Below are 21,219 nucleotides of genomic sequence, written 5' to 3'. Positions count from 1 at the left end.
CCGGTCCCGGAATTGGCCCGCCGCTGTAACTTATCGCCACTGTCACCACACGGTAGCCTCAGCGAGGGCGACCAAGGAGCGCGCGGTGAGTGAAACAGGGCAACCCGGTGCCGCCACCCCGGGAGAGCACGGTGACGGGACGGGTCAGCAGGACGACCTGGCCCGTTCCGTCAGCGGGTGGGCACCCCCGGCGACCGGGTGGTCCGGCGGGGCCGACGCCCCCGCGTACCGGGACACCGTCGCCCCCTGGCACCGGCCCGACCCGGCAACCGGCTGGGACGCCTCCTCCCCGCGCCACGGCGACCTGCCGGCGCCGCTGACCGACCCCGAGCCCGACCCCGCGCCGCGTAACGGCCGCGCCCACCTCAACGGCGTCGGCCACCCCGGCGAGGAGCCGCGCGGCCGACCGTCCCCGGTGAGCGCCCCGCCCGCCGACGCCCCCCGCTTCGGCGCCGACCTGCGGCGGGACGCCGACGGCGACCGTCTGGTCGTACCGGCGCAGCGGCCGGCGCCCTCGCCCGAGCAGCAGTCCGGATCGGCCGACCCGGACGCCCCCGCGCGGCACTCCTCAGAGGAGCCGCCGCGGCTCAGCCGCTGGGCGGACGGGGGCCTGCCCACATCCGCGCCACCGGCCGTGCAGGTCCCGCCGGTCGGCACCGCCGCCTCCGGCTTCGAGATCCCGCCGGGCTTCCACGCGCCCCGGCCGGAGCGAGGACAGCCCGACCGGGCCGAGGCCGACGAGTTCCCGCCCGACGTGTCCCGCGCCCGGGCCGACCGTCCCCACCCCGGCTCCGCCGACGAGTCGACCGGGGCCCGCGGCGGCGACGAGGCGGCCGCCGGGCGCGGCGAGCCGGACCCGCACGCCGAGCAGCCCTACGCCGGTCACCGGCCCGCCGACGAACCGGACTGGTCCGGCCCGAGCTGGAACCGGCCGAGCTGGGGCGGCGGCTGGGCGCCGCCGTGGGCCCGCGAGGACGAGCCGCCGACGAGCCGCCGGTCCCGGTCCGACCGGACCCCGGAGTGGTCGGCCGAGCCCGACCGGCCGTACGAGCCGGTGCGCGCCGAGCCGGCGCGGCCGTACGAGCCGGTCCGGGCCGAGCCCGCCCGCCCCTACGAGCCGGTGCGGTCCGAGGAGCCCCGGCCGTACGAGCCGACCCGCGCCGAGCGGGAGGCCCGGGCCGAACGGGAACCGTCGACCGACCGGCCGGCCCCGGACCGGTCCGCCGTGGACGCAGCCGCCGGGTGGGCGGGTTCCCGATCCGCCACCGCGCCGCCCTCCGCCGCCCCCCGCAGCGCCCCGCCGGCCGCCGCGCCCGCCAGCGCGCCCCCCGTCGTCGCCCCCGCCAGCGCGCCGCCCGCGGCCGCGCCCGCCAGTGCCCCGCCCGCCGCCCCGCCATACGGCGAACGTCCGGCGGGTACGGCCTACGGTGCGTCGCCGGCCAGCGGTTCCTACGGTTCGGCGCCGTCAGCCGGGTCGTACGGTTCGGCACCGAGCACCGAGCCCTCCGCCTCGGCCGCCGGGTCATTCGGATCGGCGCCGGGCACGGGGTGGTACAGCCGGCCGGAGCCCAGCGGCTCCTACCGCACCGCACCGAGCACCGGGTCCTACGGCTCGACGCCCACCCCCGCGCCGCCGGCCGAGGCGCCGGCCGCCGCGCCCCGGAGCGCCCCTCCGGCCGCCGCGCCCCGGAGCGCCCCTCCGGCCGCCGCGCCCCGGAGTGCTCCTCCGGCCGGCGCGGCCGCCCCCTACAGCGCGCCGCCCGCCCCCGCCCAGGCGCCGGCCGCCGACAGCAGTCCGACCACCGACTGGGCCGACCGGCCGTTCCGGCTCCGGTCCGTGCCGGCGGAGACCGCCAGCGCCCCGGCGGAGCTTCCCCACCACCAGCCGACCCCCACCGGTCCCGGCGCCGCGCCGGACCCCGCCACGAGCGGACCACGCCGCCTGGACCGCCCCTCCTCCGCGCCCGCTCCGACGAGCGCACCCCCCTACGCGGCCCGCCGCTCCGCACCCGATCCGGCGCCTCCGGCCGAGCCGGCCGTGGAGGACGGGACGCCGGAGCCCGGCGCGGTGGTGCTGCCGCAGCGCGTCCCCGCCGAGCCGGACGTGCCCGTTGTGCCGGAGCCGCCAGCCGTGGAGCCACCCGCCGAGACCCCCGAACTCGCCCGCATCGCCACCCACCTGCGCCGCGACGACGAGCCCGCCCCGCTGCGGGAGCGGCCGGAGGGCTTCGACGTCAACGCCATCCTGGACGCCGTGCGGGAGGTGGCCGGCGTGCGCGACGCCGCGTTGCGCCGTACCCCGGCCGGCGCGCACAGCCTTCGGCTGGACCTCGCCGACGGGGCCGACCCGGCCGAGGTGAGCCGGATGGTGGCCCGACTGCTCCAGGAGCGGATGGGCCTGGCCGCCGCCCCGCAGAACCTGCCCGGCACGACCCCCGCCCCGGCGCCGATGCGGCGCCGCTCCGCCGAGACCCGCGCGCCCGAGCCCCGTGCCCCCGAGACCCGCGCCCCCGAGCCGCGGGGCGCCGAGCCGCGCCCCGGCGAGGCGTCGGCCCGGCCGCGCGACGCGGAGTCCCGCCCCGGCGACCTGCGCCGGCAGGAGCCCGGGGCCGGCCCGTCGAGGCGGTCCCGTTCGGCCGATCCGTCGGGTGAGGGTCGCGCACCCGCCGGCACCGGGCGCGGGGTCGCCGACCAGCCGCCCGGGGCCCACCCGGCGGCCGAGGCGGCCACCGCCGCCCCCGCGCCCGGCCGGGTGGAGGACTACCCGGGCACGGTCGAGGGGGTGCCGCGCCGGCGCCGGCAGGTCTCCGCGCACCGGGGCCGGGCCAGTGTGGAGGAGGCGAGCGCGGCCTCCGCGCCGCCGGCCACCGGCAGCCCGGCCACGCTCGGCACCTCGTACTCCGGCGGGCAGCTGACCACGACGGAGAGCGCCCCCTCCCGACCGCTGGACACCGGCGGCGCGCCGGGGCCCCGGGTGGTGATCGACCACGTCCAGGTGAGCACCTTCGGTCTCGACGCCACCGTCGAGGTACGCCTGCTCGCCGGCGGCGAGCAGGCGGCCGGGCACTCCAGCGGGCCGGCCGTGGACGGGTACGTCCTGCGGCTCTGCGCGGTCGCCGCCGCGGCGGCGGTCGACCAGCTGCTGCGGGGCGCCGACGGCACGGCCGAGCGCGGGCGGTGCTTCGTCGAGCACGCCGCGGTGGTGCCGTTCGGCAACTGCGAGGTGGCCACGGTGGTGGTCCTGCTGGTCTGCGACGGCTGGGTCGAGCAGCTCGCCGGCTCCGCGCTGGTCGCCGGTGACCCCCGGCAGGCGGTGGTCCGCGCGACGCTGGCCGCCGTCAACCGGCGCCTGGAGGCGTTGCTGGGCTGAGTGGCTCGGTGTTCGCCGGCAGGTCGTGCTGGGCACACTGGGAGGCATGAAGCGAGCCGCCCTCTGGCCCGAGCATCTGCTGCCCCCGCACCACGTTCCGCCGCCCTGGCCGGGCCGGGAGGTACGCCTCGACGGCACGGTCACCTACGTCCGGGACACCCCGGGCACGAGTGCGGACGCGGAGCCGGCGCTGTACGTGCACGGGCTGGGCGGCTCGTCGCAGAACTGGACGGACCTGGCCGGGCTGCTCGCCCACCGGCTCGACGGGCAGGCCATCGACCTGCCCGGGTTCGGGCGCAGCGAGCCGGGGCGGCGCTACACGATCCCGGCCTTCGCCGAGCGGGTGGTCCGTTGGGTCGAGCACTCCGACCGGGGGCCGGTGCACCTGTTCGGCAATTCCCTCGGCGGGGCGATCGCGGTGCACGTGGCGGGGCTGCGGCCGGAGCTGGTGCGTACCCTCACGCTGGTCTCCCCGGCGCTGCCGTTCCTGGACTTCCGCCGCTCGTTGCAGGGGCGGATGCTGCCGCTGCTGGCCATCCCGCGCGGGGAGCGGCTGGCGGCCTGGCGGTTGGCGCAGCTCGCCCCCGAGGTGATGGCCCAGCAGGTGCTGGAGGCGTGCTTCGCCGACCTGAGCCGGATCAGCGAGCAGCGCCGGCAGGAGGCGCTGGAGGAGATCCGGGTGCGCTACGAGGCCGCGCACTACGCCGCCGCGTACGTCCGGACGTTCCGCGGCCTGGTCTCCAGCTTCCTGCGCTCGTACCTGCCGGGGGCGGGGTCGATGTGGCGGATCGCCGCGGCGGTGCGGGCCCCGACGCTGGTGGTGGGCGGCCTGCAGGACAAGCTGGTGGACGTGCGGGTGGCGCCGCAGGCGGCCCGGGCGATCCCGGACAGCCGGCTGATGATGCTCGAAGGGGTCGGCCACGTCGCGCAGGTGGAGGTGCCGCGCACGGTGGCGCGGGCGGTGCTGCACCTGCTCGCCGAAACGGAGGAGGCCGGGAGGCGCTCCGACATGGCAGGATGACCCGGATGCCCGAGTTCCTCCCCCACGGTCACCGCGCGCGTGCGACCCCCCGTGGCCGCCGTGCGCCCGTCGGAGGCCGTCGCTGGACGCTCCTGCTGCTGGCCATGCTCGCGGTGGTGGTCGGTGCGGGCGGGGCGCTCTCCGCCGGCCGTCCCGGGGCCGTCGCCGAGACGCTCGCCGCCGGGACGCCCGCCCCTCGGCCGACCGCCGCGCCGCTCACGCCGTCGCCGTTGCCGGTGGTCACCCCGAGCCCGTCCGCGGCCAGCCCGGCCCCGCTGCTCCAGCTCGCGGGCCCGGTCCCGTCCGCCGGGCGGGGCGGTTTCGGGTACGACGACCGGGCCGGTCCGGTGCTGGGGCGGGGTGGCCCGGTGCAGCGGTACCGGGTGGCGGTGGAGAACGGCTCCGGTGAGGACGTGCACGCCTTCTCCGAGGAGGCGCAGGCGGCGCTGGCCGGGCCGGGGAGCTGGGTGGACAGCGGGCGGCTGCGGCTGCGCCGGGTGCCGGCGGGCGAGGGGTACGACTTCACGATCTACCTGGCCACGGCGAACACGGCGGGGCGGATGTGCCGGGCCGGGGGAGTGGACATCCGGGTGGGCGGCCGGCCGTACACGTCGTGCCGGGCGTCGGGGAAGGTGATCATCAACCTGGACCGGTGGCGGACCTCGGTGCCGCACTTCGTGCGGGCCGGTGTGCCGCTGTCGCTCTACCGCACCTACGTGGTCAACCACGAGGTGGGCCACCAGTTGGGGCACCGCCACGAGCGCTGCCCGGGGTCGGGCCGGCCGGCGCCGGTGATGCAGCAGCAGTCGCTCTTCCTGGACGGCTGCACCGCCAACCCGTGGCCGTACCTCGACGGGCGGCCGTACACCGGCCGTCCGGTCTGAGCCCCGCCGTGCGATCTGAAACATATTCACGTCCGCGACCGGAAAAGCGCTGATATGCCCGATTAGTCTGCCATGCTGATCGGGTGACCCCGTTCTCCCCGCTCGCCGAGGGTGGCGAACCGGAACCGGCCGACCAGGCCGAGCCCGCCCGACCCGCTGGCGACACCCGACCCGGGCTGGTCCGGATGCGCCGCCGCCGGCGGCGTGCCGTCCTGCTCGGCCTGGTGGCGCTCGGCGCGACCGTCGCCGGCGTCGCCCTCGTGCGGGCCGACGACGGGCAGTCCGTCCCCGCGTCCGCCGGGCTGTCGCGGCCACCCGGGTTCAGTGCCAGCCAGGACGCCGCGCCCGCCGCGTACCCGACCAGCGGCTCCGGTCGCTTCGCCGCCGCCGACGGCCGCTCGCCGGTGCGCGGGTACGACGGCCCGCTGCGCCGTTACCGGGTGGCGGTCGAGGAGGGCACCGGGCAGGACGTCGACCTCTTCGCCGACACCGTGGACGAGGCGCTCGCCGACCGGCGCAGCTGGATCGCCTCGGGCGAACTGCGGGTGCAGCGGGTGCCCGAGGCCGCCGCCGCCGACTTCACCGTCTACCTGGCCACCCCAGCCACCTCAGAGCGGATGTGCGCCGAGGGCGGGTTGATGACCGAGGGGTACACCTCCTGCCGGCTGGCCGGGCAGGTGATCATCAACCTGGCCCGCTGGATGGACTCGGTGCCCGACTACGGTGCCCCGCTGGCCGTCTACCGGACGTACGTGGTCAACCACGAGGTCGGCCACGAGCTGGGCGAGGAGCACCAGACCTGCCCCGGCCCCGGCGCGCCGGCCCCGGTCATGCAGCAGCAGACGTACGGCCTGGACGGCTGCGTCGCCAACGCCTGGCCGTACGTCGACGGGGTGCGCCACGAGGGCGCGCTCGTCCCGGGTGTCTGAGTTATTCCCGCTCCCGAATGTCGGGCTACGTGTCACTGCTCATGGCCGACCGGACCCCCGGCGAGCGACAATGGCGCGGTTCGCCACCAGCCGATCCCGGGGAGTCCACCGTGTCGCTGCCCCCGCTCGTCGAGCCCGCCGCCGAGCTGACCGTTGACGAGATCCGCCGCTACTCGCGCCACCTGATCATCCCGGACGTCGGGGTCGCGGGACAGAAGCGGCTGAAGAACGCCCGGGTGCTGTGTGTCGGCGCCGGCGGTCTCGGCTCACCCGCCCTGCTGTACCTCGCCGCGGCCGGCGTCGGCACGCTCGGCATCATCGACTTCGACACCGTCGACGAGTCCAACCTCCAGCGGCAGGTGATCCACGGCGTCTCCGACATCGGCCGCCCGAAGGCGGAGTCCGCCGCGGCGTCGATCCGCGAGATCAACCCGCTGGTGAACGTGCGGATCCACAACACCGCGCTGGACCGGGAGAACGTCCGCGAGATCTTCGCCGAGTACGACCTGATCGTCGACGGCACCGACAACTTCGCCACCCGCTACATGGTCAACGACGCGGCGGTGCTGCTCGGCAAGCCGTACGTCTGGGGTTCGATCTACCGCTTCGACGGCCAGGCGTCGGTGTTCTGGGCCGAGCACGGCCCCTGCTACCGCTGCCTCTACCCGGAGCCCCCGCCGCCCGGCATGGTCCCGTCCTGCGCCGAGGGCGGCGTGCTCGGCGTGCTCTGCGCGTCGATCGGCTCGATCCAGGTCAACGAGGCGATCAAGCTGCTCACCGGCATCGGCGAGCCGCTGGTCGGCCGGCTGATGGTCTACGACGCCCTGGAGATGGAGTACCGCAAGATCAAGGTTCGCAAGGACCCGAACTGCGTGCTCTGCGGCGAGAACCCGACGGTCACCGACCTGCTGGAGGACTACGAGGACTTCTGCGGCGCGGTCTCCGAGGAGGCGCAGGAGGCGGTGGTCGACGCCACCATCACCGCGCTGGAGCTCAAGGAGTGGCAGGACGCCGGCAAGGACATCTTCCTGGTCGACGTCCGCGAGCCCGCCGAGTACGAGATCGTCCGCATCCCCGGCGCCACGCTGATCCCCAAGGGCGACATCATCTCCGGCGAGGCGCTGGCAAAGCTGCCGCAGGACCGGCAGGTCGTGCTGCACTGTAAGTCCGGCGTCCGCTCCGCCGAGGCGCTCGCCGCCCTCAAGGCGGCCGGGTTCCGCGACGCGGTGCACGTCCAGGGTGGTGTGCTCTCCTGGATCAAGCAGATCGATCCCTCGCTGCCCGCGTACTGAGCGACGGCCGGGGCCGGCGGCGGGCCACTCACCCGCCCCGGCCTCGGCCGATCCCCCGAGGCGCGATCACCTTTTCGCAGGTAGCGTGACCGCCGTGGTGGACATGGACGCCGCTGTCGGCTTCGTCGTGGCGCACGGGGACGCGGTGGACCGCGCGCGTCTCTCCCGGCTGCGCACCGGCGCGCCGGTGCCGGTCGAACTGCTCGACGCCGCCGAGGCCGGGCAGACGCCCGACGGGGGCTGGCCGGCCGTCCTGGACGGTGCCGTCGGCTCCGTCGACGCGACCTGCTTCCGCCTGGCCGAGCTGGACGACCTCGGCGCCCTCGGCCGCCCGGCGGCCCGGCACGCGCTGGACTGGCTCGCCGCCCGCCAACTGCCCGACGGCGGCTGGGACGAGGACCCCTCGCTGGCCGGCCTCGCCCCGGAGTGGGCCCGGCCGGGCGATCCGGAGGCCCGGTTCTACCTCACCGCCAACGCCGGGTTCTGGCTGACCGTGGCCGGCCTGGACGCCCGCGCCGCCGGCCCGCTCGACCACCGCGTCGGCGGCGCGTACGCCGGGGTGGTGCAGGCGGCGGCGCACGCCGTCGCCGCGCAGCTCGCCCCGGACGGCGGTTGGCCGTCCTTCCTGCCCGCCGGCTGGCTGAGCGCGGCCGTGCTGCACCGGCAGGAGATGTACTACGAGTCGGCGCGGATCCAGGCGGTGCTGGCCGAGCGGATCCCGAAGATGTCCCCGGCCGACGTCGCCTGGCTGGCCGCGACGCTGCGTCGGGTCGAGGTGGGCGAGGAGCAGTGGCTGCTGGTCTCGGCCCGCCGCCGGCTCGCCGAGACCCAGCGCAGCGACGGCGGCTGGGACAGCGACGACGGTCACCAGTTCGACGTGCACACCACGCTGCGGGCGATCCGGGCCTGCCGGACGGTCACTTCAACTGGCTGATCACCAGCGGCCACCAGCCGTCGGGGGCGAACGCGGTCGGGTCGATGCTCTCCAGCACCATCCGCAGCGTCTCGGCCCGCTCGGCCCGGCCCGCCTTGCCCTCGTCCGCCTCGACGAAGAGCGCGAACTGGTAGAGGAACTCGACGAAGGTACGGAAGCTGCTGTTGACGCCCTGGATGTCCTGCTGGTCCAGGTCGAACTGGAGGATCTCGCCGTTGCGCGGGTCCAGCACGTAGAGCAGGTCGGGGTTGTCGGCGACCGCGCCCACCACGATCAGCCGGACGTCCAGCGAACCGTCCTCGGTGCTGAGCTGGATGGTGTCGTACAGCTCGATGTCGCCTTCGAGGAAGGCGGTGTAGACGACCGCCACGTCGAGCGGGATCTCATCACCGGCGGGGAGCAGGTCGGGGCTGAACCCACCCTCCAGCCACGCCTCGCGCGGGTACGGGATGAGCTCGTCCTCGCTCCACAGTGCCGTGAACCGGGGATCAGCTGCCATGACGGTCCTTCCGCGGGTCGACGGGGGATTCAGGAGGACAGGCCGGCGGCGATCAGCAGGCGTCGCCAGTTGTCGGCGTACTCGCCGGTGTGCGGCCCCTTGCGCAGCCGCCGCTCGGCCGCGCCGGGACCCAGCACGGTTCCAACGAGCGTCGGGTAGCCGGGGCCGAGCACGTGTTCGTCGAAGAACGTGACGACGTCCGGGGCGATGACGGTCAGCTCCGGTTCGGTGTCCGGGTGCTCGTAGAGGAAGACGTAGGCGTCCGGTTCCATCCAGTAGACGTCGAGGTCCTCGGTGTCCAGGTAGATCGGGGCGCCGCCTTTGATGTCGCCGCGCAGGCCGGGCGGGATGCTGTCCACCTCGTGGCCGACCGGCAGCGGACTGCCCATCGGGTCGTTCTCGTTCACCGTGCGGGCCGCCCAGGCCGCCGGGCTGAGAATCTCCTCCGGCGGCGTGAACCGGAAGTTGTCGCCCTCCAGCCGGCCGAAGAGGCGGTAGACCTCGGCCACGCCGGGCAGCGCGGGCAGCGGCTCCAGCGGGGCCGGCTCGCCGATGACCACCCCGAAGCCCTGCTCGGCCTCCAGCCGCCGCAGCAGCGCGAGCTTCTCCCGGATCCGGTCCAGGCCGGCGGGGACGTCGGGGTCGCTCACTCGACGACCCGCACGATGATCGGGGTGCCCTCGGGGACGTCCCGTAGCGCCAAGGAGATCTCCCTGCCGAGTTCGCGGTTGGTCCAGGCGTCCATCGGCCTGAGATTATCGTACGTGTCCGTTCCGTCCATTTGCAGCTCGTGGATGTGGTCCGGGTCGTAGCCCTGGCCGCGCTCGGTGATCGGCCCCTTGCCGGCGAAGAGCCGGTCCACCACGTTCTTGTTGGCCAGGTACTTGTTGGTCTCCGGGGTGCCCATGTCCGCCTTGAGGCGGCCGTCCTTGGTGAGGTCCCGGATCATCCGGTCCCGGTAGATGTTGGTGCGGGTGCGGCTCTTCTGCTGCTGGGGGTCGTAGACCTTGTTGCTGTCCCGGTCCGGCTTCGCCTTCTTCAGCCGCCCCTCCTGGCCGAGCCGGCGCAGGTCGCCCGCCTTGCGGTCGAAGTCCCGCCTGTCGAAGTCCGGACGGTTCTTCAGCACCAGCACGGCCGGCCCGTCGACCTTCGTCCCGGCGGCCTTGGCGGTGCGGAACACGTCGGCGTTCTCCAGGTACGCCGAGACGATCCGGGCCCCCTTGGCCTGCGCCTGCCGGGGCGGGCTGGTCCGCTTCCTAGCCATTGAGCACCGTGTCCACCGCCAGCCCGATCAGCTGGTCGACGATCAGCCCGGTGATCATCTTGAAGATCGGGATCTCCAGCAGGGACGCCCCGAAGGTCGCCACCGCCGTGGCGATCGCCTGCGCGATCTGGATGGCCAGCAGGATCAGCTGGATGATCACCTGGATCTTCAGGGCCAGCACCACGCCCGCCGCGGCCATCAGCCCGATGGCGATCACGTTCGTCGGGTTGGTGGCGTCGGCGATGTTGCGGGCGGCCGACTCCTTGTCGTTCCACTCGCTGCCGAAGGCGGTGATGCTCTCGCCCCGGTTGGTCTCCAGCACCGTCCGGGCCGCCGACTCCAACCGGGCCACCGAGCCGTTGATCCGGTCGGCCATGCCGGTCCACTCGCCGGCGAGCTGGAAGATCGCGGTCTCGTCGGACTCCGGCCAGTCGTAGCCGATCATCGAGAGCAGGGACGCGAGCTCGCCCGGAAGCGTCAGGCCCACGGCGACTCCTTTCGTACGTGCGGAGGGATCAGCCGCCCAGCGAACCGAGGATCGAGCGGAACGAGGCGGTGACGTCCTCCTCGACGGCCCGGTAGTTCTCGGCCATCCCGTGCAGGCCGTCGGCGTAGCTCGCCAGCTCGGCGACGTTGGTGCTGAGGCACTCGGTCAGGGCGTCCACACAGGCCTGGTGGGCGACGCCGACCAGCATGCCGATCTCGTCGCCGCCGAAGGCCTGCGCGTAGCTGCCCAGCGCGGCCTGGAACGTCTCGAAGGCCTGTCGGACCTCCTCCTTGGCCTGGGCCAGCTCGTCCGCGCCGCGGCGCAGGGCGTCGATGTCGACCTCGAGGTTCTCCATCGTCAGCTCCGCTGCTGGATCTTGCGCATGGTCTCGCTGATGGCCTGGCTGATCTCGCGCATCTGGCGCAGGCCCTGGTCCTGCAGGCGCTCGACGGTGGCGGTCATCGCGGCGAGGTCGGGCATCGGCTCGGCCGCGGCCGGGTCGTCCTGCCCGTCGAGCGCCGCGTTCACCGCCCGGCGCAACTCCTCGGCGAGGTGTTCCGCCCCCTCGCGCAGCACCCGGGGGTCGAGGTCGATGGCGCTGACCCGCCCGTCGGTACCGAGGGTGACCCGGATCCGTCCGTCGGCGGCCTCGCCCACCGACTCGACCCGTTCCCGGGGCGTGACGGTGCGGCTGACCTCCCGCAGCGCGGCGCGCGCCTGCGCCAGCTGCTCTTCCAGGGCGCTCTCGCCCAGCATGCCGCCTCCCCAGACAAGCCGTGCCGAACCGGCCTCAGACTAGCGGCCCCGCGCACCCCCGCGTACGCCCGTCCAACCCGGACGGTCAGCCGCGCAGGTGCCCGTCCCCGGTGACCACGTACTTCGTCGAGGTCAGCTCGGGCAGACCCATCGGGCCGCGGGCGTGCAGCTTCTGGGTGGAGATGCCGATCTCGGCGCCGAAGCCGAACTCGCCGCCGTCGGTGAACCGGGTCGACGCGTTCACCATCACCGCCGCCGCGTCCACCCGGGCCACGAACTCCCGGGCCGCCGCGGCGGAGTCGGTGAGGATCGCCTCGGTGTGCCCGGTGCCGTAGCGGCGGATGTGCGCGACCGCCGCGTCGAGCGAGTCGACCACGGCCACCGAGATGTCCGCCGAGAGGTACTCGGTGGCGAAGTCCTCGTCGGTGGCCGGCACCACCGCGGCGGAGTACGGGGCCACCCGGTCGTCGCCGTGCACGGTCACCCCGGCCTGGGCGAAGGCGGCCAGCGCCGGCGGCAGGAAGGCGTCCGCGACGTCCGCGTGCACCAGCAGCGACTCGGCGGTGTTGCAGGTGGACAGCCGCTGGGTCTTCGCGTTGAGGGTCACCGCCACCGCCTTCGCCACGTCCGCCGCGGCGTCGACGTAGACGTGGCAGTTGCCCACCCCGGTCTCGATCACCGGCACCGTCGACTCCTCGACCACGGTGCGGATCAGCGACGCGCCGCCGCGGGGGATCAGCACGTCGACCAGCCCGCGCGCCCGCATCAGCTCCTTGACCGAGTCGCGCGAGGTGGCGTCGAGCAGCTGCACCGCGTCCGCCGGCAGGCCGGCCCCGGCGACCGCGTCCCGCAGCACGGCGACCAGCGCCGCGTTCGAGTGCGCCGCCGACGAGGAGCCGCGCAGCAGCGCGGCGTTGCCGGCCTTCAGGCAGATCCCGGCGGCGTCCACGGTCACGTTCGGCCGGGCCTCGTAGATGATGCCGACCACCCCGAACGGCACCCGGATCTGGCGCAGCTCCAGCCCGTTGGGCAGGGTCGAGCCGCGGACCACCTCGCCCACCGGGTCGGGCAGCGCGGCCATCTGGCGCAGCGCGTCCGCGATGCCCGCCACCCGGCCCGCGTCGAGCGCCAGCCGGTCCAGCACGGCCGCGCTCAGCCCGGCCGCGCGCCCCGCCGCCAGGTCCGCCTCGTTCGAAGTCAGGACCTCCGGGGTACGCGCCACCAGCGCGTCGGCCATCGCGTGCAGCGCGGCGTCCTTGGCGGTACGCGTGGCGACCGCCAGCTCGCCCGCCGCGTTCCGGGCCCGGCGGGCCTGCTCGACGACGCTCATCAACAAACTCCTCACAGCAGCACGAGGTCGTCGCGGTGGACGACCTCCCGTTCGTACGCCGGGCCGAGCGCCGCGGCGAGTTCGGAGGTGGAGCGGCCGAGCAGCCCTGGCAGTTCCACCGCGTCGTAGTTGACCAGCCCTCGGGCCACCGGGGCGCCCTCGGCGTCGACCAGGTCGACCGGGTCGCCGGCGGTGAAGGCGCCGTCCACGGCGGTGATCCCGGCCGGCAGCAGCGACTTGCGTCGCCCCACCACCGCCTGCACCGCCCCCGGGTCGAGGTGCAGCCGCCCTCGGGGCGCGGTGGCGTGCGCGAGCCAGAACAGTCGGGCCGCGGGCCGCTGCCGGCTGGCGTGGAAGAAGGTGCCGACCGGCTCGCCGGCCAGCGCCTCGGCGGCCAGCGGCGCGGCGGTCAGCACCACCGGAATGCCGAAGCCGGTGGCGATCCGGGCCGCCTCGACCTTGGTGACCATGCCGCCGGTGCCGACGCCGGAGCGGCCCGCGCCGCCGATGTCGATGCCGGCCAGGTCGGCCTCGCCGCGCACCTCGGTGATCCGGGCGCTGCCCGGCTGGGTCGGGTCCCCGGTCCAGAGCGCGTCCACGTCGGAGAGGAGCACCAGCAGGTCGGCGTCGACCAGGGCGGCGACCAGCGCGGCCAGCCGGTCGTTGTCGCCGAAGCGGATCTCCTCGGTGGCGACCGTGTCGTTCTCGTTGACGATCGGCACGGCGCGCAGGTCGAGCAGCTTGCGCAGGGTCCGGTACGCGTTGCGGTAGTGCGCCCGCCGGGTCACGTCGTCGACGGTGAGCAGCACCTGGCCGACGGTGAGCCGGTGCTGGGCGAAGCCGGTCGCGTACCGGCCGATGAGCAGGCCCTGCCCGACGCTCGCGGCGGCCTGCTGGGTGGCCAGGTCGCGGGGACGCCGGGCCAGCCCGAGCGGGGCCAGGCCGGCGGCGATCGCGCCGGAGGAGACCAGCACCACCTCGTGACCCTGGGCGGCGAGCGCGCCGAGGGTGTCCACCAGGGCGTCGACCCGGGCGTCGTCCAGCCCACCGCCGCCGGTGGTCAGCGAGGACGAACCGATCTTGACGACGATCCGCCGGGCCTGGGTGACTGCTTCGCGCACCCGCCCATTCTGCGCGGTCGGGTCCGCCAGGCCCCGTCGCGTTCCCATATCGTGGCAGCTCGTGACGCCTGAGGAGTACGTCGAGACGGTGCTCGCGCTGGTCGAGCGGATCCCGCCGGGCCGGGTGATGTCGTACGGGGCGGTCGCCGACGCCCTCGCCGAGCGCTCGGGCCGGGCCTCCGCGCGGCTGGTCGGCTCGATCATGGCCCGGCACGGCGGCGGGGTGCCCTGGCACCGGGTGGTGACCTCCGCCGGCCGGCTGCCGCCGGGTCACGAGGTCGAGGCGCGGGCCCGGTTGCGGGCCGAGGGCTGCCCGTTGCGGGCCGGCGGGGTGGACATGTCGGCGGCGAGCTGGTGGCCGGAAGAGGGAATGTGACCCCGGCCATAACGTGAGTAACATTCGGCCCCATGGACGCGCCGCCGGCTGAAGCCGACCCCTCGGTCGCCGGCCCGACCGGGGCGCGACCGGACCCGCTGCCGCGCCGGGTGCACGCCGGCTACGCCCTCGGCTCGCTGGCCACCGGCGCGTTCGGCACCGTGCCGGGGCTGCTGCTGCTGCCGTACCTCACCGACACCCTGGGCGTCGCCGCCGGGGTGGCCGCCCTGCTGGTGCTGCTACCCAAGGCGTGGGACGTGCTGGTGAACCCGGTGGCCGGGCGGCTCTCCGACCGCACCCGGTCCCGCTGGGGACCCCGCCGGCCATGGCTGCTCGGCGCCGGGCTCGCCCTCGCGGTGCTCTTCGCCGCCATCTTCGCCGCGCCCTTCGGCGCCGGTCCCGCCGCCGGGGCGTATGTGGCGCTCGCCTTCCTCGCCACCGCCACCGCGTTCGCCTTCTTCCAGGTGCCGTACGTGGCGATGCCGGCCGAGCTGACCGGCGATCGCGCGGAGCGTACCCGGCTGATGACCTGGCGGATCGCGGTGCTGGCGCTGGCCATCCTGGTCTCCGGCGCGGTGGCCCCGATGGTGGTGACCGCGACCGGCGACGGCCTCGCCGGGCACCGGTGGATGGGCCTCTTCGTTGCCGCGCTGATCGCCCTCGGCGCCGTCGGCGCCTTCCTCGGGACCGGCGCGGTCGCGACCGGCGCGGTGACCGAGACCGAGCCGACGCTGCGCGCCCAGCTCGCGGTGGCCGCCGGCAACCGGCCGTTCCGGGCGCTGCTGCTCTGCTTCGTGATCCAGTCGGCCGGGGTGGCGACCATCCTGGCCGGGGTCAGCTACTTCGCCGACCAGATCCTGCGCGACCCGGAGAACGGGCCGACCCTGCTCTTCGCCTGTTTCGTCGGGCCGGCGCTGCTGGTGATGCCGCTGTGGTCCCGGCTCGGCGCCCGGCTCGGCAAGCGGACCGCCCTGGTCGCCGCCTCGCTGCTGCTCGCCGTCGGGGCGCTGGCCCTGGTCGCCGCGCCGGTGCTGCCCGCCGCCGCCGTCTACGCGGTGGTCGCGCTGCTCGGCGTCGGGTACGCCGGCCAGCAGGTCTTCGCCCTGGCCCTGCTGCCGGACTGCGTCGCCCACGAGACCGCGCGGACCGGCCGCCGGCAGGCGGGCGTCTTCACCGGCCTGTGGACGGCGGGGGAGACCTTCGGCCTGGCGCTGGGCCCCGGCCTCTACGGCCTGGTGCTCCAGGTCTCCGGCTACGTCTCCTCCGACACCGGCACCGCGGCGGCCCAGTCCGACCAGGCCCGGCTCGGCGTGCTGCTCGGCTTCACCGTGCTGCCCGCCCTGCTGGTCGGGCTCGCCGTGCTGCTGCTGCGCGGCTGGAGTCTGGACCCCGAACCGAAGGGCGACCGATGATCGACTCCGACGGCGCACCCGCCGAGCGGGTGCTGGCGGAGATCCGCGAGCTGCGGGCCCTCGACCGGCCGACGCACGGCGGACGGCTGTTCGCCTACGTCTACGACCCCGCCGTGCCCGGCCTGGACGAGCTGGCCGCCGCCGCGCACGCCGGCAGCGCGCACGTCAACGGGCTCGACCCGACCGCCTTCCCGTCCCTGCTGGCGATGGAGAACGCGCTGGTCGGAGCGGCCGCCCGGCTGCTCGGCGGCGGCCCCGGCACGACCGCTGCGGAGGTGGTCGGCAGCGTCACCAGCGGTGGCACCGAGTCGCTGATCCTCGCCGTCAAGGCCGCCCGGGACGCCCGCCCCGAGCTGGCCGCGCCCCGGATCGTGGTGCCGGCCAGCGGGCACGCCGCCTTCGCCAAGGCCGCCCACCTGCTCGGGGTCACCCTCGACACGGTGCCGGTCGACCCGAAGACGCTGCGCCCGGCGGCCGCCGACGTGGCCGCCGCGATCCGCCCGGAGACGGTGCTGGTGGCCTGCTCCGCCCCCTCGTACGCGCACGGCGTCATCGATCCGGTGGCGGAGATCGCCGCGGCGGCCGCGGCGGCCGGGGTGCGCTGCCACGTGGACGCCTGCTTCGGCGGCTGGACGCTGCCCTACCTGCGCCGCCTCGGCGTGCCGGTACCGCCGTTCGACTTCGCCGTCGACGGGGTCACCTCGATCTCGGTGGACCTGCACAAGTACGCCTACGCCCCGAAGGGCGTGTCGGTGCTGCTGCACCGCGACCCGGCGCTGCGCGCCCCGCAGTACTTCGCGTACGCGGACTGGCCCGGGTACACGATGGTCAACCCGGTGCTCGCCTCGACCCGCTCGGGCGGGCCGATCGCCGCCGCGTACGCCACCCTGCGGCACCTGGGCGACGCCGGCTACCTGCGGCTGGCCGCCGCGACCCGGGACGCGGTCACCGCGCTGGCCGACGCCGTACGCGGTGTCGACGGGCTGCGGCTGATGGCCGAGCCGGAGTCGACGGTGGTCTGCTTCACCGCGACCGACCTGGAACTCGACCTCTTCGTGCTGGTCGACGAGCTGACCGCCCGGGGCTGGCACACCCAGCCCCAGCTCCGGTACGCGGACCTGCCGCCGAGCGTGCACCTGACCGTGACCGCCTCGGTCGCGCCCCGGGTCGCCGAGTTCGGCCCGGACCTGACCGCCGCGGTGGCCGCGGCCCGGGCGGCCGGTCCGGTCCGGCTCCCCGCCGAGCTGCGGGCGCTGGCGACCGCGCTGACCCCGCGGGCGCTCACCCCGGAGCTGGTCGCCGGCCTGGCCGCCGGGCTCGGCCTGGACGGGGGTCAGGGCGTGCCGGAGCGGATGGCCCTGGTGAACACCCTGCTGGACGCCGCCCCGCCGGCGCTGCGCGAGCGGCTGCTGGTCGAGTTCGTCAGCCTGCTGCAGCGCCCGAGCTGGTGACGCCGGGGACGCGGACCGGTACGGCGGGTGGGCGCCGTGCGGCGACCGGTCACCGGTAGTCGATCCGGACGACATTGTCGGCTTCGTAGACCTCCTCGACGACGGTGGACCGGGCGTCCATCGGGCGGGCGTCCACGTCGGCAGTTCCCCGGCCCACGGTCACCCCCGCCGCCGCCCGCAGGCCCAGGGTGAGCCGGAACTCCGCACCGGCGTCGAGCCTGCCGAGGTCGCAGGCGACCGGCTGGCTGGTCGTCGCCGGGGTGTTGCGGCAGGGGGCCCAGCCGTCGCCGTCCGGGCGCAGCGCCGACGGCAGGCCGAGCCGGAGCGCCACGTAGGCGGCCGGGCCGGTGCCCGCGTTGCGGATCCGCACCGTCACCGTGCCCGTGTGTGAGCCATCCGGAGCAGTGGCGAGCAGCAGATCGGTGGCGGTGAGGACGAGGTTCGCCTCGTGCGGGTTCGGGGCGAAGGCGGTCGGTCCGGAGACCTGGCCGAACGAGCGGCCGTCCCAGCGGTAACCGCGCCACTGCCGCTGCGACCAGTCACTGGGCCAGCCGCCGCCGGGCGCGATGTCGCCGACCTGCACGCGCACCGCGCCGTCGTCGCGGACGTCGAGCGCGTACAGCCACTGCGGTCGCTCCCGCCTGGTCCTCGTCACCTGGCCGACGGTGACGATCCGTCCGGACCGGTCCCGGTCGAAGGCCACCACCTGCTGCGGGCCGCCGGTGCCCCGCACGCACTGCACCAGCGCCACGGTTTCGGCCGCCCCGTCGCCGTCGATGTCACCGGTGTCGAGCGCGAGCAGGGTGTTCGTCTCCCACCCGGCTTCGCCGGTCAACCGGACCCGGCCGTTCGGGCAACCGGCGTCGACGTGCCAGGTGGGCAGCGTGATCGGGCCGGCCAGGAGCTGGGCCCGGCTGATCCGGCCGTCCGGTGCCCCGGTCGGGCTCGTGCTGGTCGTCGCCGAGGACGGGGTCGGGCTGCCGGAGCCGCTCGGCGTCGGCGACGGGCTCGCGGTGGCGCTCGGCGTCGGCTCGACCGGGGTCGGGCCGGGGGCCGGGCGGTCCAGCGCCGCGTACCCGACGACCGGCCCGGCCAGCAGGGTCAGGGCGGCCGTCGCCCCGGCGGCGAGGTGGCTGCGCCGCCGCCGGCGTACGGCCCGCCGCACGGCGGCCGGTCCCGGCACCTCGATCTCGGTCATCACCGCCTGGCGGTAGCGGGCGAACTCCGTGGCGAGAACCTCCTGCTCAGGCATCCCGCACCTCCTCGGTGGTCTCGCGCAGGTGGGTGGCGAGCGCCGCCCGGCCCCGGTGCAGCCAGGACTTGACCGTGCCCTCGGCGACCTGCTCCTGAGCGGCGATCTCGGCGACCGTCAGGTCGGCGAGGTAGTGCAGCACCACGGCGCGGCGCTGCTTGGGCGGCAACTGCGCCAGGGCCTGGTCGAGCGCCACCCGGTCCGGCGTGGGCCCGGCCACGTGCGTCTCCCGCTGCCGGCGCAGGAACAGTTCGGCGGTACGCAGCCGCCGCCAGCGGTGGTGGCCCAGGTTCCAGGCGACCTTGCGTACCCAGGCGAGCGGGTCCTCGTAGCCGGCCACCCGGTCCCAGCGGACGTACGCCCGGCAGAAGGCCTCCTGGACCAGGTCCTGCGCCTGGCCGAGGTCACCGGTGTACGCGGTGAGCTGGACGACCAGCCCCCGGAAGTGTGCGTGGTAGAAGTCGTCGAAGATCAGCTCGGGCGGCTCGGGAGCCGGGCCCGGCGGTGGCTCGGCGACCCGCACGTCTCTCGTCACAGTCACTCGTCCTCCCCGTGGCGGCCGTGGGTCCGTACCCGCCGGCACCGGTCACTCCGGTACCGGCACCGGCCGGTTGTCGTCGTTCGACGGGGGAGGGCGGTCGGGGCCGGGACGACCGGACCCGGACGGGCACCGCCGGCCGAGACCCCCGTGCCCGGCCGGCGGTGGCTCATGGCGCGCCAGCTGTCCGCCGCGCCCTTTGCCGCGGCGCGGGTGGGTTCATCCGCGTCATCACACTGGTAGAAGCCCGCGACGGCCGTTCCGGTTGCAGCCCGGGCGCTGTGGTTGACTGTCCGGTGGGAGACAGGAAGGGGGGCGGTCGTGCAGCTGCCGGGAGTGCTCGGCGAGCCGATCCGGTTCGTGCTGAACTGGGGCCGCCGCTACTCGCTCTGGGTCTTCAACTTCGGCCTGGCCTGCTGCGCGATCGAGTTCATCGCCACGAGCATGGGGCGGCACGACTTCATCCGGCTGGGCGTGATCCCGTTCGCCCACGGCCCCCGGCAGGCCGACCTGATGGTGGTCTCCGGCACGGTCACCGACAAGATGGCCCCGGCGATCAAGCGCCTCTACGACCAGATGCCCGAGCCGAAGTACGTGATCTCGTTCGGCGCCTGCTCCAACTGCGGCGGCCCGTACTGGGACTCGTACTCGGTGACCAAGGGCGTCGACCAGCTCATCCCGGTCGACGTCTACGTGCCCGGCTGTCCGCCGCGGCCGGAGGCGCTGCTGCACGGCATCCTCCGTCTTCAGGAGAAGATCGCCGCCGAGCAGTCCGGGATCGGCGGCGTGGCCCGCCCCGACGCGCTCGCCTCGCCGGCCGACGCCGCGCCGCGCCCGGACTCCCCACCCCGCTCGGTCAGCTCGCTCACCTCCCCGCCGGTACGCCCGCCGGCGTCCTGAGCCGCCACCGGGCCTGACCGGCGGCGCTTTCCGGACCGACCGGATAGCGCCCCGGCTGGCGGCCGGGGGTTAGCCTGCCGTCCATGACCCAGTCCGCGGAGCAGCGTTCCGCCTTCATCGTCGACGTGCTCACCGAGGAGTTCGGTGCGTCGATGGCACTCGACCCGGCGGCCTTCCGCCGCAAGTTCCGCAAGATGGCCGCCTCCCCGTTCGCCTTCTACCGGGGCAGCGCGTCCCTGTTCTACGCCGACCAGCGGGGCGACTTCGCCGACGAGGCGTTCCTCGACGAGCGGACCAGCCGGGTGTGGATCCACGGCGACCTGCACGCGGAGAACTTCGGCACCTACATGAACGGCTCCGGGCAGTTGGTGTTCAACGTCAACGACTTCGACGAGGCGTACGTCGGGCCGTTCTCCTGGGACCTCAAGCGCCTGGCGGCCAGCGTCGCCCTGCTCTGCTACGCCAAGGCCCTGTCGGACCAGGTGATCAGTGAGCTGGTCGCCCGGTTCGCGCGGTCGTACCTGACCGAGCTGCGGGCCATCGCGGCCGGCGGGGACGACGCGATCGGCTCGATCACGCTGGACAACGCCGACGGCGTGCTGCGTCGGGTGCTCCAGCAGGCCCGGCTCAACACCCGGGTGGACCTGCTCGCCACGCAGACCACCATCGACAACTACGACCGCCGGTTCTCCCTGGGCGACGGCGTCTTCGAGATCGACGGCGAGACCCGGGAGAAGGTCTGCGCCGCCTACGAGGCGTACCTGGGCACCCGGCCGGAGTCCGCCCGCCGGTTGCGCCCGGTGGCGGCGAACATCAAGGACGTGGTGCTGCGCAAGGGCGTGGGCATCGGCTCGGCCGGGCTGCCGTCGTACAACCTGCTGCTGGAGGGGCACACCCAGGCGCTGGAGAACGACGTCGTGATCTACATGAAGCAGGCGCAGGTGCCCGCGGTGGCCCGGCACATCGAGGACGAGCGGGTCCGCGGCTACTTCCGGCACCAGGGCCACCGTACGGCCGAGTCGCAGCGGGCACTGCAGGCGCACGCCGACCCGTGGCTGGGCTTCACCGAGCTGGACAGGACCGGCCAGCTCGTCGCCGAGGTCTCCCCGTACGCCGCCGACCTGGACTGGGCGGACGTCAACGAGCCGGACGAGCTGGCCGGGGTGCTCAGTGACCTGGGCCGGGCGGTGGCCCGGATGCACTCGGTCGCCGACGACGAGTCCAGCCACGACCTGGTGGACTACTCCACCGAGGAGTCGATCGTGGCGGCGGTCGACGCCGACGAGGCCGGTTTCGTCGCCCACCTCGTCGACTTCGCGCACGCGTACGGCGTCCGGACCCGGGAGGACCACCAGCTCTTCGTGGACCTGTTCCGCAACGGCCGCCTGCCCGGCATCTGAGGC

Annotated in this window: 21 protein-coding genes; 11 read left to right on the top strand and 10 right to left on the bottom strand. The window is 75.1% G+C overall.

Annotation, left to right across the window (positions count from 1 at the left end):
• Positions 1–85 precede the first annotated feature (85 nt).
• The 6 genes from M2302_RS06430 to M2302_RS06405 all read left to right on the top strand — a co-directional run bounded on the left by M2302_RS06430 (position 86) and on the right by M2302_RS06405 (position 8,430).
• Positions 86–3,370 carry a hypothetical protein gene (locus M2302_RS06430; protein WP_280837011.1) on the top strand — a complete coding sequence of 1,095 codons (3,285 nt, stop codon included), beginning with the start codon at positions 86–88 and terminating at the stop codon, positions 3,368–3,370.
• A gap of 46 nt (positions 3,371–3,416) precedes the next feature.
• The gene (locus M2302_RS06425; protein WP_280837010.1) at positions 3,417–4,391 is read left to right on the top strand and encodes an alpha/beta hydrolase; all 975 of its coding nucleotides are present in this window, start codon (positions 3,417–3,419) and stop codon (positions 4,389–4,391) included.
• A 104-nt stretch (positions 4,392–4,495) separates the two neighbouring features.
• Positions 4,496–5,275: a DUF3152 domain-containing protein gene (locus tag M2302_RS06420; protein WP_280837009.1), complete on the top strand. Its 780-nt coding sequence runs from the start codon at positions 4,496–4,498 to the stop codon at positions 5,273–5,275.
• A gap of 83 nt (positions 5,276–5,358) precedes the next feature.
• The gene (locus M2302_RS06415) at positions 5,359–6,204 is read left to right on the top strand and encodes a DUF3152 domain-containing protein (RefSeq protein ID WP_280837008.1); all 846 of its coding nucleotides are present in this window, start codon (positions 5,359–5,361) and stop codon (positions 6,202–6,204) included.
• 41 nt (positions 6,205–6,245) lie between these two features.
• Positions 6,246–7,496, top strand: a complete 1,251-nt coding sequence (gene moeZ / locus M2302_RS06410; protein WP_280837052.1) for an adenylyltransferase/sulfurtransferase MoeZ — start codon at positions 6,246–6,248, stop codon at positions 7,494–7,496.
• 103 nt (positions 7,497–7,599) lie between these two features.
• Complete coding sequence (locus M2302_RS06405) at positions 7,600–8,430, top strand: prenyltransferase/squalene oxidase repeat-containing protein (RefSeq protein ID WP_280837051.1); 831 nt, start codon at positions 7,600–7,602, stop codon at positions 8,428–8,430.
• On the opposite strand, the gene M2302_RS06400 is transcribed toward M2302_RS06405, so the two are convergent.
• The 8 genes from M2302_RS06400 to proB all read right to left on the bottom strand — a co-directional run bounded on the left by M2302_RS06400 (position 8,414) and on the right by proB (position 13,935).
• Positions 8,414–8,929: an SUKH-4 family immunity protein gene (locus M2302_RS06400; RefSeq protein WP_280837007.1), complete on the bottom strand. Its 516-nt coding sequence runs from the start codon at positions 8,927–8,929 to the stop codon at positions 8,414–8,416. The two genes, M2302_RS06405 and M2302_RS06400, sit on opposite strands and share 17 nt — an antisense overlap.
• Positions 8,930–8,958: 29 nt before the next feature.
• Positions 8,959–9,579: a hypothetical protein gene (locus tag M2302_RS06395; RefSeq protein WP_280837006.1), complete on the bottom strand. Its 621-nt coding sequence runs from the start codon at positions 9,577–9,579 to the stop codon at positions 8,959–8,961.
• Positions 9,576–10,193, bottom strand: a complete 618-nt coding sequence (locus M2302_RS06390; protein ID WP_280837005.1) for a hypothetical protein — start codon at positions 10,191–10,193, stop codon at positions 9,576–9,578. Before M2302_RS06390 ends, M2302_RS06395 begins: the two co-directional genes overlap by 4 nt.
• Entirely contained in the window at positions 10,186–10,680 is a 495-nt protein-coding gene (locus tag M2302_RS06385; protein ID WP_280837004.1) for a hypothetical protein, read from the bottom strand. The genes M2302_RS06390 and M2302_RS06385 overlap by 8 nt, the downstream gene beginning before the upstream one ends.
• 28 nt (positions 10,681–10,708) lie before the next feature.
• Positions 10,709–11,035 (bottom strand): hypothetical protein, encoded by a 327-nt coding sequence (locus tag M2302_RS06380; RefSeq protein WP_280837003.1) that lies wholly within the window; start codon positions 11,033–11,035, stop codon positions 10,709–10,711.
• A 2-nt stretch (positions 11,036–11,037) separates the two neighbouring features.
• Positions 11,038–11,436 carry a YbaB/EbfC family nucleoid-associated protein gene (locus M2302_RS06375; RefSeq protein WP_280837002.1) on the bottom strand — a complete coding sequence of 133 codons (399 nt, stop codon included), beginning with the start codon at positions 11,434–11,436 and terminating at the stop codon, positions 11,038–11,040.
• An 85-nt stretch (positions 11,437–11,521) separates the two neighbouring features.
• Positions 11,522–12,766 (bottom strand): glutamate-5-semialdehyde dehydrogenase, encoded by a 1,245-nt coding sequence (locus M2302_RS06370; RefSeq protein ID WP_280837001.1) that lies wholly within the window; start codon positions 12,764–12,766, stop codon positions 11,522–11,524.
• Positions 12,767–12,777: 11 nt separating this feature from the next.
• Positions 12,778–13,935, bottom strand: coding sequence for a glutamate 5-kinase (gene proB / locus M2302_RS06365; RefSeq protein WP_280837000.1), 1,158 nt, complete (start codon positions 13,933–13,935; stop codon positions 12,778–12,780).
• Positions 13,936–13,948: 13 nt separating this feature from the next.
• On the opposite strand from proB, the gene M2302_RS06360 reads away from it, so the two are divergent.
• Genes M2302_RS06360 through M2302_RS06350 form a run of 3 tightly spaced genes read left to right on the top strand, consistent with a single transcriptional unit; the run spans position 13,949 to position 17,126 of the window.
• Positions 13,949–14,263: an MGMT family protein gene (locus tag M2302_RS06360; protein ID WP_280836999.1), complete on the top strand. Its 315-nt coding sequence runs from the start codon at positions 13,949–13,951 to the stop codon at positions 14,261–14,263.
• A 32-nt stretch (positions 14,264–14,295) separates the two neighbouring features.
• Positions 14,296–15,675, top strand: a complete 1,380-nt coding sequence (locus M2302_RS06355) for an MFS transporter (RefSeq protein ID WP_280836998.1) — start codon at positions 14,296–14,298, stop codon at positions 15,673–15,675.
• The gene (locus M2302_RS06350) at positions 15,672–17,126 is read left to right on the top strand and encodes an aminotransferase class V-fold PLP-dependent enzyme (protein WP_280836997.1); all 1,455 of its coding nucleotides are present in this window, start codon (positions 15,672–15,674) and stop codon (positions 17,124–17,126) included. Before M2302_RS06355 ends, M2302_RS06350 begins: the two co-directional genes overlap by 4 nt.
• Positions 17,127–17,175: 49 nt before the next feature.
• Here M2302_RS06350 and M2302_RS06345 read toward each other — a convergent pair whose 3' ends face one another.
• On the bottom strand, positions 17,176–18,378 hold the full coding sequence (locus M2302_RS06345) for a hypothetical protein (protein ID WP_280836996.1): 1,203 nt from the start codon (positions 18,376–18,378) through the stop codon (positions 17,176–17,178).
• Positions 18,371–18,919: a SigE family RNA polymerase sigma factor gene (locus tag M2302_RS06340; protein WP_280836995.1), complete on the bottom strand. Its 549-nt coding sequence runs from the start codon at positions 18,917–18,919 to the stop codon at positions 18,371–18,373. Before M2302_RS06340 ends, M2302_RS06345 begins: the two co-directional genes overlap by 8 nt.
• Positions 18,920–19,237: 318 nt before the next feature.
• Between M2302_RS06340 and M2302_RS06335 the strand changes: the two genes are divergently transcribed.
• Together M2302_RS06335 and M2302_RS06330 are read left to right on the top strand one after the other, a co-directional pair.
• Complete coding sequence (locus M2302_RS06335; RefSeq protein WP_088960212.1) at positions 19,238–19,816, top strand: NADH-quinone oxidoreductase subunit B; 579 nt, start codon at positions 19,238–19,240, stop codon at positions 19,814–19,816.
• 83 nt (positions 19,817–19,899) lie between these two features.
• Positions 19,900–21,216 carry a DUF2252 domain-containing protein gene (locus tag M2302_RS06330; RefSeq protein ID WP_280836994.1) on the top strand — a complete coding sequence of 439 codons (1,317 nt, stop codon included), beginning with the start codon at positions 19,900–19,902 and terminating at the stop codon, positions 21,214–21,216.
• The last annotated feature ends 3 nt before the right edge of the window (positions 21,217–21,219 follow it).

The organism is Micromonospora sp. A200, from assembly GCF_029893845.1.
Classification (GTDB): Bacteria; Actinomycetota; Actinomycetes; order Mycobacteriales; family Micromonosporaceae; genus Micromonospora; species Micromonospora purpureochromogenes.
The sequence above is the reverse complement of the archived record's forward strand: the minus strand, read 5'-3'. Positions and strand labels throughout refer to the sequence as shown.

Bases quoted from the DNA above. Each gene is read 5' to 3' on its own strand.
- M2302_RS06390 (WP_280837005.1), bottom strand. From the start codon at position 10,193: ATGGCTAGGAAGCGGACCAGCCCGCCCCGGCAGGCGCAGGCCAAGGGG.
- M2302_RS06405 (WP_280837051.1), top strand. From the start codon at position 7,600: ATGGACGCCGCTGTCGGCTTCGTCGTGGCGCACGGGGACGCGGTGGAC.
- M2302_RS06355 (WP_280836998.1), top strand. From the start codon at position 14,296: ATGGACGCGCCGCCGGCTGAAGCCGACCCCTCGGTCGCCGGCCCGACC.
- M2302_RS06375 (WP_280837002.1), bottom strand. From the start codon at position 11,436: ATGCTGGGCGAGAGCGCCCTGGAAGAGCAGCTGGCGCAGGCGCGCGCC.
- proB (WP_280837000.1), bottom strand. From the start codon at position 13,935: ATGGGAACGCGACGGGGCCTGGCGGACCCGACCGCGCAGAATGGGCGG.
- M2302_RS06420 (WP_280837009.1), top strand. From the start codon at position 4,496: ATGCTCGCGGTGGTGGTCGGTGCGGGCGGGGCGCTCTCCGCCGGCCGT.
- moeZ (WP_280837052.1), top strand. From the start codon at position 6,246: ATGGCCGACCGGACCCCCGGCGAGCGACAATGGCGCGGTTCGCCACCA.
- M2302_RS06425 (WP_280837010.1), top strand. From the start codon at position 3,417: ATGAAGCGAGCCGCCCTCTGGCCCGAGCATCTGCTGCCCCCGCACCAC.
- M2302_RS06345 (WP_280836996.1), bottom strand. From the start codon at position 18,378: ATGCCTGAGCAGGAGGTTCTCGCCACGGAGTTCGCCCGCTACCGCCAG.
- M2302_RS06380 (WP_280837003.1), bottom strand. From the start codon at position 11,035: ATGGAGAACCTCGAGGTCGACATCGACGCCCTGCGCCGCGGCGCGGAC.
- M2302_RS06350 (WP_280836997.1), top strand. From the start codon at position 15,672: ATGATCGACTCCGACGGCGCACCCGCCGAGCGGGTGCTGGCGGAGATC.
- M2302_RS06330 (WP_280836994.1), top strand. From the start codon at position 19,900: ATGACCCAGTCCGCGGAGCAGCGTTCCGCCTTCATCGTCGACGTGCTC.
- M2302_RS06370 (WP_280837001.1), bottom strand. From the start codon at position 12,766: ATGAGCGTCGTCGAGCAGGCCCGCCGGGCCCGGAACGCGGCGGGCGAG.
- M2302_RS06400 (WP_280837007.1), bottom strand. From the start codon at position 8,929: ATGGCAGCTGATCCCCGGTTCACGGCACTGTGGAGCGAGGACGAGCTC.